The following is a 12285-nucleotide window of genomic DNA, read 5'->3' as shown; positions in this document are numbered from 1 at the left end:
CTTCCCCGGCCGGCCTCGCCGCCGCGGGGTCGGCGGCCGGATCAGCCGCCCGGGCCGGTAACAGTTTGCAGCAGCGCCCGCTGGTCGAGGTCCGCGAGCAGCTCCGCCGGGGTGGCATAGCGCGCCCCGGGGTCCTTCGCCATCAGCCGTTCCACCACCGGCTGCAGGCTCGCATGCGCCTGCGGCAACGCGGGCGTCGGCGCCGAGATGTGGTGCGCGAGCAGCAGGTTGAGCGACTCCGCGCGGAAGGGCCGGTGGCCCACCAGCATCTCGAACATCATCACGCCCAGGCTGTACAGGTCCGATTGCGGCCCGATCGGGTGCCCCGCCGCCTGCTCGGGGCTCAGGTAATAGGGCGTGCCCACGACGTCGCCGTGGCGCGTCTGCGTGAGCGCCATGTTCTCCGCCTGCAGCATCGACTTGGCGATCCCGAAATCCGCCAGCGAAATCCGGCCGCCCTCGCGCCGCATGATGTTCTCGGGCTTCAGGTCGCGGTGGATGATGCCGCGCGCGTGGATCGCGTCGAGCGCCTGCGCGACCTGCGTCACGATCGCCAGCACGCGCTGCTGGCTCATGCCGGCCGTGATCTCCGCGCGCAGGTCGCCCTGCTCGAAATATTCCATCGCGATGTACGCGTGGTCGTCCGTGAAGCCCTGGTCGTAGATGCGGATCACGTTCGGGTGGTCGATGCGCGAGAGCAGCGTGTACTCCTGGATGAAGCGCGACAGGTGCTCGCTCACGCCCTTGCCGCTCGCGTCCAGCACCTTCAGCACCACCGGCAGGCCGTCGGACTCGCGCACGGCGAGGTAGACCTCCGTCATGCCGCCCGCGCCGATCTTGCGCGACAGCCGGTAGCCCTTCAGGCGGGGCGGCTCCTGCCCGGCTTCGAACTGGTGCTCCTTGAAGGCCGAGAGCTTGGACTGCAGCGCCCCCTTCACCGCGCGGGCGGTGATCTCCGAGTTGACCTGCACCGCATCGCGCACTTCGTCGGCGCGCTCCGTGAGCGTCGCCATGCCGTGGCGCTTGTCGTCCAGGTTGGTGACCAGGCCGATGATCTCGGCCACGTCCACGTAGCCGTTGTTCGCCCGCACGGCGAGCGACGTCATGCCGCCCGTCTGGATGCCCTCGCCGGCTTCGGACATGACCGCGCTGCTCGCGACCACCGTCCAGCCCAGTTCCTTGCTCGCGGATTCCAGGCGCGCGGCGACGTTCACGGTCTCGCCGATCGGTGTCGTCTCCTTGTTCTGGATGGTGCCGAGGCGGCAGATCGTCACCTCGCCCGCATGCAGGCCCACGCCGATGGCGAAGGGCGGCAGTCCGCGCTGGTCGAAACGCCTGTCGATCCACGCGCGGAACTCGTGCGTCGCCAGCGCCATGCCGAGGGCGGCCGAAATCGCCCGCCGCGCGGCCGGCAAGGGCGAGCCCCCGCTCAAGGTATCGGCGAAGACGGCCATCATGCCGTCGCCGATGAACTTCAGGTGCCGCCCCCCGTTCTTGAGGACGGGGTCGCAGACGCGTTCGAAATATTGCGTCAGCAGCTCGGCCACTTCGCGCGAGTCGAGCTTTTCGGCCAGGGAGGTGAAGCCGCGGATATCGGCGAAGAGCACCGTCGCGCCCAGCACCTGGTCGGCCACGGCGCCCTGCGGCGCCCCGAGGTCGAAGCGCCCCGCCGGCGCGTCTCGCCCGCCCATGCTCTCGGTGAAAGCCTGGCGCAGGTAATCCTCGCGCGCCTTCACGGCCGATTCGATCGAGTGCTCGATGCGCCCCTTCTTCTTCATGAGGCCCTGCAGCGCGTCCAGCAGTTCGACGCGAGTGAAAGGCTTGGCGAGGTAGTCGTCCGCGCCGGCCGTCATCCCGCGGCGCATGCTGGCGCGGTCGTCGAGGGCGGTGAGCAGCATGACCGAGGTGGCCGCAAGCTCACGGTCCGCGCGGATCGCTTCGAGCATCTCGAAGCCGTCCATCTCCGGCATGCTCACGTCGGAGATCACGATGTCCGGCCTGGCCCGTCGCACCTGCTCCAGCCCCTCGCGCCCGTTGATCGCCGAGGCGATCTCGAACCCCTCCAGCTTGAGCAGCCGGATGATGTTGTTGCGAATGGCGTCGTCGTCCTCGACGACCAGGATCTGGGTCATGGTTGATGCCAGTGTACTTAGCCGTTGCCGAGGCGGCGACCTCTTGGGAACCGGACGCAGAATCCGCAGAAGTTACGCAGAAAGAAGACAAGAACAATGCAAACGCATTTTGGTTCTTTCTGGGCTTCTTCTGCGTAACCTCTGCGAATTCTGCGTCCGGCCAAGTTCGGATCAACTGCCGGCCAGCAACCTGAACAGCACCGCGTCGTCCAGGTCGCCCAGCCCCGCTTCCACCGCCCGCGCGAAGACCGCTTGCGTCGCCGCGCCCAGCGGCCCGGTGAACCCGGCGATCGCAGCGGCCTGGACCGCCAGCCGCGTGTCCTTCTGCAGCAGCGTCACATGCGCGCGCGGCGCGTAGTCGCCCGCGATCGCGCGGCGCATGCGGTCGGTGCCGATCCAGCTCTGGCCGCTCGACTGCTCGATCACGTCCATCGTGCGGGAGAGGTCCAGGCCCATGCTCTTGCCCATCGCCAGCGCCTCCGCCGCGCCCGCGAGGTTGATGCCCGCGAGCAGGTTGTTCACCAGCTTGGTCCGCGCGCCGTCGCCCGGCTTCTGGCTCACGCGGAACACCTTGCTGCTCAGGATGTCGATCACCATCTTCTGGCGCTCGTAGACCGCGTCCTCGCAGGCGACCATCAGGCTCATGGTGCCGTCGCGCGCTCGCGCCGGGCCGCCGGACATCGGCGCATCGATCGTCGCGATGCCCTGCTCGGCCAGCCGCTTCGCGACATCCTCGACGTCGCGCGGCGAGATCGTCGGGCACAGCAGCACCGCCTGGCCGGCGCGCATCACCTGCGCGGCGCCCCTGGGGCCGAAGAGCACCTCCTCCACCTGCGCCGCGTCCACCACGCAGACGATCAGCACGCCGCAGCCAATGGCCGCCGCGGCCGGGTCGGGGCGCGCCACCGCGCCCAGCGCCGCGAGCGCGGCCATGCGGCCCTCGTCGATGTCGTGGACCTGCACCGGCCAGCGCTGGTCCAGGATGCGCTGCGCCATCGCGCCGCCCATGTTGCCCACGCCGACGATCGCGACTCTTCTCATGTCTTGCCTTCCTCTACTTCGACTGCAAAAACGGCTTCAGGACTGCACCAGCCGCCTCGACTTGGCGATGGACATCAGGATGCCCAGCCCCATCCCCAGCGTCGCCATGGCGGTGCCGCCATAGCTGATGAACGGCAGCGGCACGCCCACCACCGGGAGGATGCCGCTCACCATGCCCATGTTCACGAAGGCATAGGTGAAAAAGATCATCGTGATCGACCCGGCCAGCAGGCGCGAGAACACGGTGGAGGCCTCCAGCGCGATCGCGAGGCCGCGCAGCACGAGGAAGATGAAGCCCGCGATCAGGCAGAGGTTGCCGATCAGCCCGAACTCCTCGGAGAAGGCCGCGAAGATGAAGTCGGTGGTGCGCTCGGGGATGAATTCCAGGTGGGTCTGCGTGCCCTGCATGAAGCCCTTGCCGGTGAATCCTCCCGAGCCGATCGCGATCATTCCCTGGATGATGTGGAAACCCTTGCCCAGGGGGTCCTTGCTCGGGTCCAGCAAGGTGCAGATGCGCTGCTGCTGGTAGTCGTGCAGCACCGGCCAGCGCACGCCCTCGGCGCACAGGCGCGGCTCGAAGAAGATGATCAGCGCGATGGCGACGATGCCCAGCGCCGCGGGCGGCAGGATCAGCTTCCATGACAGGCCTGCGAAGAAGATCACCGCGAAGCCCGCGACCATCACCAGGATCGCGGTGCCCAGGTCCGGCTGCTTCACGATCAGCCCGACGGGGATCACGAGCAGCACGGCCGCCACCAGGAAGTCCAGCGGGCGCAGCTGGCCCTCCCGCTTCTGGAACCACCAGGAAAGCATGAGCGGCATCGCGATCTTGAGGATCTCGCTCGGCTGGATGACGACGCCCACGTTGATCCAGCGGCGCGCGCCCTTCTTGGTGACACCGAACACCGCCACCGCGATCAGCAGCCCGACCCCGATCGTGTACAGCGGCACCGCGAAGGTCATCAGCCGCTGCGGCGGGACCTGTGCGACGACAAAGAGCAGGACGCCCGCGATCAGCATGTTGCGGCCGTGATCGACGAAGCGCGTGCCGTGGTCGTAACCGGAGGAGTACATCGTCAGCAGGCCGGCGCAGGCCAGCAGGAAGACGGCAAAGGCCAGCGGCCCGTCGAAGCCCTGCAGCATGGGCGCGAGGCGCTGCATCACAGGGGGTTTTTCGAATACTGCAGCCATGGCGGGATTATCCTTCGCGGCACGATGCCTTCCACGACCCACCTGCTCTATCTCCACGGCTTCCGCTCGTCGCCGCAGTCGACCAAGGCGCGGCAGGTCGGCGCGCGCGTGCGCGAACAGCACCCGCATGTCCAGTGGTGGTGCCCGCAGCTGCCGCCCTCGCCCAAATTGGCGATGGAGATGCTGGAGGCCGCCATCGCCGCCTGGCCGCGCGAGCGCATGGCGGTGGTGGGATCGTCGCTGGGGGGCTTCTACACGACCTGCGTCGCGCAGGAAGCGGGCTGCAGGGCCGTCGTGCTCAACCCCGCCGTCGACCCCGCCCGCGACCTCGCCCGGCACATCGGCGAGCACGCCTCCTGGCACGACCCGAAGGAGCGGTTTTTCTTCGAGCCGCGCTTCGTGGACCAGCTGCGCGAGCTCGATCCGGGCCCGCTGCGGCATCCGGACCGGTTCTTCGCCGTGATCGCCAAGGGCGATGAGGTACTGGACTGGCGCGAGATGGCACAGCGGTACGCCGGCGCGCGGGTGAAGCTGCTGGAAGGCAGCGACCATGCGCTCAGCGATTTCCCGGCCCACATGGATGAGGTGTTCGACTTCCTGGACCTCGCCTGAGCCCGCGGGGCGGGCCGGGGCCGCATGGGACAATCCCGTGCATGTTCGTATTGTTTGAAGAAGCCGGCAAATTCCAGGCCGGCCGTGTGCTGAGCGAGGCCGAGTCGTCCGCCCAGGTGGAGCTGGAGTCCGGCAAGCGTGTCAAGGTCAAGGCGGCCAACATCCTGCTGAAGTTCGACAAGCCCTCGCCGGCTGAACTCCTGCGCGAGGCGCAGGCGCTCGCCTCCACCATCGAGCTCGAGCTCGCGTGGGAGTTCGCGCCCGAGGAGGAATTCGGCTTCGCCGACCTCGCCCGCGACTATTTCAGCGAAAAAGCCGGCCAGGCCCAGCAGGTCGCCGCGCTGCTGCGCCTGTTCGAGGCGCCGCACTACTTCCGCCGCGCGGGCAAGGGGCGCTTTCGCAAGGCGCCGGCGGAGATCGTGCAGCAGGCGCTCGCCGCGATCGAAAAGAAAAAGCAGGTGCAGGCGCAGATCGAGGCGTGGGCCGCGGAGCTGGCCTCGGGCTCCTGCCCGGCGCCGATCCGCGAGCAGCTGTTCAAGATCCTCTTCAAGCCGGACAAGAACGCGCCCGAATACAAGGCCGTCGTGGAGGCCTCGCGCAACACGCACACCGCGCCGCTGGACCTGCTGGAGAAGTCGGGCGCCATCGCCTCGCCCTACCAGTTCCACTGGAAGCGCTTCCTCTTCGACAACTTCCCCAAGGGCACGGGCTTTCCGCCCCTGCAGGCGCCGGCGATCCCGGACGAATTGCCGCTCACCACGGTGCGGGCGTTCTCCATCGACGACTCGCAGACCACCGAGATCGACGACGCCCTGTCCGTCCAGGGGCTGGGCACCGGCACCGTCACGGTCGGCATCCACATCGCCGCGCCGGGGCTCGCGCTGCAGCCCGCCACGCCCGTCGACAACGTCGCCCGGCACCGACTGTCCACGGTGTACATGCCGGGCTACAAGATCACCATGCTGCCCGACGACGTGGTGCAGGCGTACACGCTGATGGAAGGGCGCGACTGCCCCGCCGTCTCGCTTTACGCGACCTTCGACGAGGAGACGCTGTTCCTGAAGGGCACGGAAACGAAGCTCGAACGCGTGCCGATCGCGCACAACCTGCGCCACGACCAGCTCGATGCCGTCGTCACCGAGCCCTGGCTGCAGGACGCGCAGTCGCCCTCCGCCGGCGCCCCGGCGGAAGTCGAGGCCCTGCGGCCGCAGCTGTCCTTCCTGCACCGCCTCGCGCTGCAGCTCAAATCGCTGCGCGAGATCGTGCGCGGCAAGCCGGAGAACTTCAACCGGCCCGACTACAACTTCCGCCTGGAAGGCAACGACGGCGCGGAGCCGCAGGGCGACGAAGCGGTGCGCATTTCGGTGCGCCGCCGCGGTGCGCCGCTGGACCTGATCGTCGCCGAGGCGATGATCCTCGCCAACAGCACCTGGGGCAGCTGGCTGGGCGAGCTGGGCGTGCCCGCGATCTACCGCAGCCAGGCGAGCCTCGCGCCGGGCGTGAAGGTGCGCATGGGCACCAAGGCCTTGCCGCACGCCGGCATCGGCGTGAAAAGTTACGCATGGAGCACTTCGCCCCTGCGCCGCTACACCGACCTCGTGAACCAGTGGCAGATCATCGCCGCCGCGAAGCACGGGCGCACCGCCGCGCTGGCCGCGCCGTTCAAGCCCAAGGACGCGGAGCTGTTCTCCATCATCTCCGGCTTCGACGCCGCCTACTCCGCCTACAACGGCCACCAGGCCGGAATGGAGCGCTTCTGGACGCTGAAGTACCTGCAGCAGCAGGGCATCACCGAGCTCGTGGGCGCGATGTTCCGCGAGGGACTGGTGCGCGCGGACGACCTGCCGCTGGTGCTGCCCGTGATGGGCGGCAACGAGCTGCCGCGCGGCGCCAAGGTGCGCGTGAAGCTGGGCGAGATCGACCTGATCACGCTGGACGTGAAGGGCACGGTGGTCGAACACCTCGATGCGCCGCCGGCGGCCGAGGAAGGCGAGGAAGACGGCGAGGACGAACCGCAGGCCGGCCCGATCGCCATCGCGGTGGACGTGGAAGAAACCGAAGCCACGGCTGCCGCATCCGGCGATAATTCCGCTTCGTGAACCTGCGTTCGTTCAGCACCTTGCAGATTGCGCTCGGCGTCTCGATCGCCGTGCACGCCGTCCTCCTGACGGTGCGCTTCGTCAACCCCGAAGGCTTCAACCGCGTGTTCCAGGACACGCCGCTCGAAGTGATCCTGGTCAACACCCGCACCAACGAGAAGGTGGACAAGGCCCACGCGATCGCGCAGACCTCGCTCGCCGGCGGCGGCGATGCGGCCAAGGGGCGCGCGACGTCGCCCCTGCCCCCTTCGGCGCTCACCGAGCTCGGCGACGCCGCCGAGGACGCCCAGCGCAAGATCGACGCGATGCAGGAGCAGCAGGCGCTGCTGCTCGGCCAGATCAAGAAGATGCTCGCGGCCCTGCCGCCGCCCGACCCGAAGCAGCCGACCAGCAACCCCGAAGCCGCCGCGAGCGAGGACAAGCGCCGCCAGCTGATGAAGCTGCTGGCGGAGATCGAGCGGCGCATCAACGACGAGAACGCGCGGCCCAAGAAACGCTACATCAGCCCGTCCACGCGCGAAGAGGTCTATGCGATCTACTACGACGCGCTGCGCCGCAAGATCGAGGACAAGGGCACGCACAACTTCCCGGAGGCCGGGGGCCGAAAGCTCTATGGCGAGCTGACGATGACGGTGACGGTGAACTACGACGGGCGCGTGATGGATGCGGACGTGGTGGAAACCTCCGGCAACTCGCTCCTCGACCGGCGCGCCCTCAGCATCGCGCGCAACGCCGGCCCCTTCGGGCGCTTCAGCGATGCGATGCGCAAGCGCGCGGACCAGATCGTGGTCGTCTCCCGCTTCAAGTTCACCCGCGACGAAACACTCGAAACCAACCTCACCAGCCGATAGATGACAGGCGACCTGTATTGCGTGATGGGCAACCCCGTGGAACACAGCAAGTCGCCGTGGATCCATGCGCGCTTTGCCGAACTGACCGGCGAACGCGTGCGCTACGTCAAGCGGCTGATCGCACTCGATGCCTTCGCCGAATCCGTGCGGCAGTTTCGCGCCGAGGGTGGCAGGGGCTGCAACGTGACGGTGCCTTTCAAGTTCGAGGCGCCCGCCCTCGCGACGCGCCTCACGCCGCGCGCGCAGCTTGCGCAGGCGAGCAACATCCTGAGCTTCGAAGGCGATGCGATCGTCGGCGACAACACCGACGGCGTGGGCCTGGTCGACGACATCCGGCAGAACGCGGGCATCGACATCGCCGGGCGCGACCTGCTGCTGGTCGGTGCGGGCGGTGCATCGGCCGGCGTGCTGGGGCCCCTGCTCGAGGCGGCACCCCGGCGCATCGTAGTGGCCAACCGCACGCGCGCGAGGGCCGATGAACTCGTGGGCCGCCACGCGGCGCTGGCCGCCCAGCGTGGCGTGGAGCTCGGCGCCAGCGCGCTCGACACCATTTCCGGCAGCTTCCACATCGTCGTGAACGCCACGGCCAGCAGCCTCACCGGTGCAAGCGTTCCCGTGGCCGCGTCGGTCCTGAGGCCGGGCGCACTCGCCTGCGACATGATGTACGGGCCTGCCGCGCAAGGTTTCATGGCCTGGGCGCAGGAGCACGGCGCGGTGCCGCGTGACGGCCTGGGCATGCTGGTGGAACAGGCGGCCGAGGCCTTCCTCGTCTGGCGCGGCGTGCGTCCGCCATCCGCCCGGGTGCTCGCGGAACTGCGTGCTTCGCTGAAATGAAAGGCGTCCTGCGCTGGATCCTGCTCGCGCTCATCGCGGGCCTGGCGCTGGAATTCTTCTTCCTCACGCGCATCGCGCTCATGGCGACGGTGGATCCGCAGTCCACGACCTTCCAGCGGTCCGAAGCGTTTCGCATCGCCCGCGACAAGGGCCAGCTGCGCTGGAGCGAGCAGTGGGTTCCCTACGAGCGGATCTCCGACAACCTCAAGCGCGCGGTGATCGCGTCGGAGGACGGCAGCTTCACCAACCACGACGGCGTCGACTGGGAAGCACTCGAGAAAGCCTGGCAGAAGAACGCGAAGGCCGAGGAGCAGGCGGCGCAGCGCGCAGCACGCGCCGGGGCACGGCCGCAAGCCGCTGCGCGGGCGCCCGCGCGCGCACCCAGGATCGTCGGCGGCTCGACGATCACGCAACAGCTCGCGAAGAACGTGCTGCTGTCGGGCGAGCGCACGCTGCTGCGCAAGGGCCAGGAGATCGTGCTGACCTTCGAGCTGGAGCAGATGCTCTCCAAGCAGCGCATCCTGGAGATCTACCTCAATAGCGTGGAATGGGGCGAAGGCGTATTCGGCGCCGAGGCGGCTGCGCGCCACTACTTTCGCAAGAGCGCATCGCAGCTCACCGCGTACGAGGCCGCCCGCCTGGCGGTGATGCTGCCGCGCCCGAAGTACTTCGAGAAGCTGCCCAACTCCGGCTACCTCGCGAGCCGCGCATCGACGATCGCCGCGCGCATGCGCGACGCCGAATTGCCCTGAGCACGAAGGCGACGGCGCCGTTTGCGCGCTTATGATCCGCCCCATGCTAGCCAAGCTGATGAGCTTCTTCCTCCTGGGCCTCGTGCGCGTGCTGACGGGCGCGCAGGCTCGCTGGTATGGCTGCCCGCCCAAGGCCGAACAACGCATTTATTTCGCGAACCACCAGAGCCACGCCGACCTCGTGATGATCTGGGCCGCGCTGCCGCTGGAATTGCGCAGCATCACGCGGCCCATCGCGGCGAAGGATTACTGGACGAAGACGCCGTTCAAGCAGTGGATCACCACGGCGGTCTTCAACGCGATCTACGTGGACCGCGCGCGCACGAGCGACCAGGACCCGCTGGAGCCACTCATCGAGGCGCTGGAACACGGCGACTCGATCATCATCTTCCCCGAGGGTACGCGCGGCGCCGCGGAAGAACCGCAGCCCTTCAAGTCGGGCCTGTACAGCCTCGCCGAGAAATTCCCCAACGTCGTGCTCGTGCCCGCCTGGATCGACAACATCCAGCGCGTGATGCCCAAGGGCGAAGTGGTGCCCGTGCCCATCCTGTGCTCCGTCACCTTCGGCGCGCCGATCCAGCTGCAGCCGGGCGAAGAGCGCCGCGCCTTCCTCGACCGCGCGCGGCAGGCGGTCGTCGCCCTGCGGGATGTCTGAACCATGACCGAATCCCTGCGCAACCTCACCGCCTCGCAGCAAGTCGCCGCGCTGTTCGTCATCGTCTTCGGCATCCTGGTCGTCGTGAGCGTGACGGCTTTCCTCCTCACCTTCCGCAAGAACGCGGATTCGCACGACGAAGCGTGGCATGAGGAGCTCAAGCACTTCCGCCAGATGCTGGGCATCTCCTGGTTCATGGTCGTGGTGTTCTGGATCGCGTGGGCGGTGGGCGACACCGCGGCCACCGTCCTCTTCGCGCTGATCGCCTTCTTCGCGCTGCGCGAGTTCATCACGCTCTCGCCCACGCGGCGCGGCGATCACCGCAGCCTGGTGCTCGCGTTCTTCGTCGTGCTGCCGGTGCAGTTCTGGCTGGTGGGCACGGAGCATTTCGACCTGTTCACCGTGTTCATCCCGGTGTACGTCTTCCTCGCGGTGCCGGTCGTGAGCGCGCTCGCGGGCGACACGCAGCGCTTCCTGGAGCGCAACGCGAAGCTGCAGTGGGGCATCATGGTCTGCATCTACGGCATGAGCCACGTGCCGGCGCTGCTGCTGCTCGACTTCAAGAATTACCAGGGCAAGGGCGCCTTCATGGTGTTCTTCCTCGTGTTCGTGGTGCAGACCTGCATGCTGGTGCAGCACATCGTCACCCGCAAGTTGAAGCGTCCGCCGAGCGCACCGGAGGTCAGCCGCAGCTTCAACTGGTACAGCTGGGCGCTGGGCATGCTGGGCGGCAGCTTCGTCGGCGCGGTGCTGTCCTTCATCACGCCCTTCCGGCCGGAGCAGGCGCTGGTCATGGCCTTCATCGCCTGCGTCGCAGGGTCGATGGGGCACCTCGTGATGAAGGCGCTCAAGCGCGACCGCGGCGTGACGCGCTGGGGCAAGCGCGACATGTCCGTGACGGGCGCCAACGGCCTGCTGGACCGGGTCGACGCGCTGTGTTTTGCGGCGCCGATCTTCTTCCATTCGGCACGCTGGTACTTCGGGGCTTAAGCTTCCACCTATGCGCATCCTCGGCATCGACCCCGGCTTGCAGACCACCGGCTTCGGCGTGATCGACGTGGCCGGTCACGCCCTCACCTACGTGGCCAGCGGCACGATCACCACGACCCACCTGGCGCGGGGCGACTTGCCCGCGCGATTGAAGGCCCTCTTCGACGGCATCGCCGAAGTACAGGAACGCTACAAGCCCGACTGCTCGGCGGTGGAAATCGTGTTCGTCAACGTGAACCCGCAGGCGACGCTGCTGCTCGGACAAGCGCGCGGCGCGTGCGTGACGGCGCTGGTTTCATGCAACCTCGCTGTGGCGGAATACACGGCGCTGCAGATGAAGAAGGCGATCGCCGGGCACGGCAAGGCCGGCAAACCGCAAGTGCAGGAAATGGTCAAGCGCCTGCTGAACTTGCCTGGGTTGCCGGGCAAGGATGCGGCGGATGCATTGGGCCTCGCGATCACGCATGCGCATGCCGGGGCGGCGATGGCTCGCATCGCGGAAGCGACGGGGACGGCGAGGAAGACGAGCGGGATGTACCGGCAGGGGCGGACGTATTAGGAAGGATCGGGCGAGTTGATGACCGCTTCGACATGATGCCCATCCGGGTCCACGACGAACGCGGCATAGTAATTCGCCCCGTATCCGGGCCGCAACCCCGCCGGGCCATTGTCCTTGCCACCCGCCGCGAGCGCGGCTACGTGAAACCGGTCGACTGCCTCCCGGGTCGGTGCAGCCAGTGCGAGATGGAAGCCCGGACCCGGCGCTTGCGCCCCGGCGCGCTGCTTCAGGCACAGCTTGTCCTTCCCCTCGTGGACCCCATAGCCGATGGCCGTCGCGTCCTCGAACACGCGACGATAGCCTAGCGCGCCCAGCACCGCGTCGTAGAACGCGCCCGCCACCTCCAGATCCGCGACACCCAATGAGATGTGGTGAAGCATGTCAGGCGATCCGCTCGAGGATCAACACCCCGAAGAAGCAGAACGCCGCGATGATCGTCCACTTCAGCGTGATCAATCCGTAGCGCTTGAACCGCTGCTGCCCCGTACCGGCGTAAAACGCAAAGAACACCCCCGCTGCGATCAGGCACAGCAGCATCGCCCAGCGGAAGATCAACATGGGAGGACGCC

At 67.9% G+C, this 12285-nt stretch carries 13 protein-coding genes; 8 read left to right on the top strand and 5 right to left on the bottom strand.

Translation table 11 applies throughout. The features are described from left to right. Positions 1-41: 41 nt before the first annotated feature. The 3 genes from I5803_RS18110 to rodA all read right to left on the bottom strand — a co-directional run bounded on the left by I5803_RS18110 (position 42) and on the right by rodA (position 4364). Positions 42-2132 carry a protein kinase domain-containing protein gene (locus I5803_RS18110; RefSeq protein WP_196987717.1) on the bottom strand — a complete coding sequence of 697 codons (2091 nt, stop codon included), beginning with the start codon at positions 2130-2132 and terminating at the stop codon, positions 42-44. Between the two features lie 171 nt (positions 2133-2303). Further along, on the bottom strand, positions 2304-3173 hold the full coding sequence (locus I5803_RS18105) for an NAD(P)-dependent oxidoreductase (protein WP_196987716.1): 870 nt from the start codon (positions 3171-3173) through the stop codon (positions 2304-2306). Positions 3174-3209: 36 nt separating this feature from the next. Further along, positions 3210-4364: a rod shape-determining protein RodA gene (gene rodA / locus I5803_RS18100; protein ID WP_196987715.1), complete on the bottom strand. Its 1155-nt coding sequence runs from the start codon at positions 4362-4364 to the stop codon at positions 3210-3212. A gap of 24 nt (positions 4365-4388) precedes the next feature. Here rodA and I5803_RS18095 point away from each other — a divergent pair, with 24 nt between their 5' ends. Genes I5803_RS18095 through ruvC form a run of 8 tightly spaced genes read left to right on the top strand, consistent with a single transcriptional unit; the run spans position 4389 to position 11716 of the window. Next, complete coding sequence (locus tag I5803_RS18095; protein WP_196987714.1) at positions 4389-4976, top strand: YqiA/YcfP family alpha/beta fold hydrolase; 588 nt, start codon at positions 4389-4391, stop codon at positions 4974-4976. Between the two features lie 41 nt (positions 4977-5017). Beyond that, positions 5018-7075, top strand: coding sequence for a ribonuclease catalytic domain-containing protein (locus I5803_RS18090; RefSeq protein ID WP_196987713.1), 2058 nt, complete (start codon positions 5018-5020; stop codon positions 7073-7075). 2 nt (positions 7076-7077) lie between these two features. After that, positions 7078-7926, top strand: coding sequence for an energy transducer TonB (locus tag I5803_RS18085; RefSeq protein ID WP_196988610.1), 849 nt, complete (start codon positions 7078-7080; stop codon positions 7924-7926). Beyond that, positions 7927-8760, top strand: coding sequence for a shikimate dehydrogenase (aroE, locus tag I5803_RS18080; RefSeq protein WP_196987712.1), 834 nt, complete (start codon positions 7927-7929; stop codon positions 8758-8760). Continuing rightward, on the top strand, positions 8757-9512 hold the full coding sequence (locus tag I5803_RS18075) for a transglycosylase domain-containing protein (RefSeq protein ID WP_196987711.1): 756 nt from the start codon (positions 8757-8759) through the stop codon (positions 9510-9512). Before aroE ends, I5803_RS18075 begins: the two co-directional genes overlap by 4 nt. Before the next feature lie 43 nt (positions 9513-9555). Then, a complete protein-coding gene (locus I5803_RS18070) occupies positions 9556-10167 on the top strand; it encodes a lysophospholipid acyltransferase family protein (protein WP_196987710.1) in 612 nt (203 codons plus the stop codon). Between the two features lie 3 nt (positions 10168-10170). Continuing rightward, on the top strand, positions 10171-11157 hold the full coding sequence (locus I5803_RS18065; protein WP_196987709.1) for a phosphatidate cytidylyltransferase: 987 nt from the start codon (positions 10171-10173) through the stop codon (positions 11155-11157). Between the two features lie 10 nt (positions 11158-11167). Beyond that, positions 11168-11716: a crossover junction endodeoxyribonuclease RuvC gene (gene ruvC, locus I5803_RS18060; RefSeq protein WP_196987708.1), complete on the top strand. Its 549-nt coding sequence runs from the start codon at positions 11168-11170 to the stop codon at positions 11714-11716. Here the strand turns inward: ruvC and I5803_RS18055 are convergent. Continuing rightward, complete coding sequence (locus I5803_RS18055; protein WP_196987707.1) at positions 11713-12096, bottom strand: VOC family protein; 384 nt, start codon at positions 12094-12096, stop codon at positions 11713-11715. The genes ruvC and I5803_RS18055 overlap by 4 nt on opposite strands. Before the next feature lies 1 nt (position 12097). Further along, positions 12098-12274: a hypothetical protein gene (locus I5803_RS18050; protein WP_196987706.1), complete on the bottom strand. Its 177-nt coding sequence runs from the start codon at positions 12272-12274 to the stop codon at positions 12098-12100. Between the last annotated feature and the right edge of the window lie 11 nt (positions 12275-12285).

It is taken from the genome of Caenimonas aquaedulcis, from assembly GCF_015831345.1.
GTDB lineage: Bacteria > Pseudomonadota > Gammaproteobacteria > Burkholderiales > Burkholderiaceae_C > Ramlibacter > Ramlibacter aquaedulcis.
Note: the sequence above shows the minus strand (reverse complement) of the source record. Positions and strands in the feature narration are given on the sequence as shown.

Excerpts from the sequence above, each read along its gene's own strand:
- I5803_RS18075 (WP_196987711.1), top strand. The coding sequence starts at position 8,757 with ATGAAAGGCGTCCTGCGCTGGATCCTGCTCGCGCTCATCGCGGGCCTG.
- aroE (WP_196987712.1), top strand. The coding sequence starts at position 7,927 with ATGACAGGCGACCTGTATTGCGTGATGGGCAACCCCGTGGAACACAGC.
- I5803_RS18065 (WP_196987709.1), top strand. The coding sequence starts at position 10,171 with ATGACCGAATCCCTGCGCAACCTCACCGCCTCGCAGCAAGTCGCCGCG.
- rodA (WP_196987715.1), bottom strand. The coding sequence starts at position 4,364 with ATGGCTGCAGTATTCGAAAAACCCCCTGTGATGCAGCGCCTCGCGCCC.
- I5803_RS18110 (WP_196987717.1), bottom strand. The coding sequence starts at position 2,132 with ATGACCCAGATCCTGGTCGTCGAGGACGACGACGCCATTCGCAACAAC.
- I5803_RS18070 (WP_196987710.1), top strand. The coding sequence starts at position 9,556 with ATGCTAGCCAAGCTGATGAGCTTCTTCCTCCTGGGCCTCGTGCGCGTG.
- I5803_RS18095 (WP_196987714.1), top strand. The coding sequence starts at position 4,389 with ATGCCTTCCACGACCCACCTGCTCTATCTCCACGGCTTCCGCTCGTCG.
- I5803_RS18105 (WP_196987716.1), bottom strand. The coding sequence starts at position 3,173 with ATGAGAAGAGTCGCGATCGTCGGCGTGGGCAACATGGGCGGCGCGATG.
- I5803_RS18055 (WP_196987707.1), bottom strand. The coding sequence starts at position 12,096 with ATGCTTCACCACATCTCATTGGGTGTCGCGGATCTGGAGGTGGCGGGC.
- ruvC (WP_196987708.1), top strand. The coding sequence starts at position 11,168 with ATGCGCATCCTCGGCATCGACCCCGGCTTGCAGACCACCGGCTTCGGC.
- I5803_RS18050 (WP_196987706.1), bottom strand. The coding sequence starts at position 12,274 with ATGTTGATCTTCCGCTGGGCGATGCTGCTGTGCCTGATCGCAGCGGGG.
- I5803_RS18090 (WP_196987713.1), top strand. The coding sequence starts at position 5,018 with ATGTTCGTATTGTTTGAAGAAGCCGGCAAATTCCAGGCCGGCCGTGTG.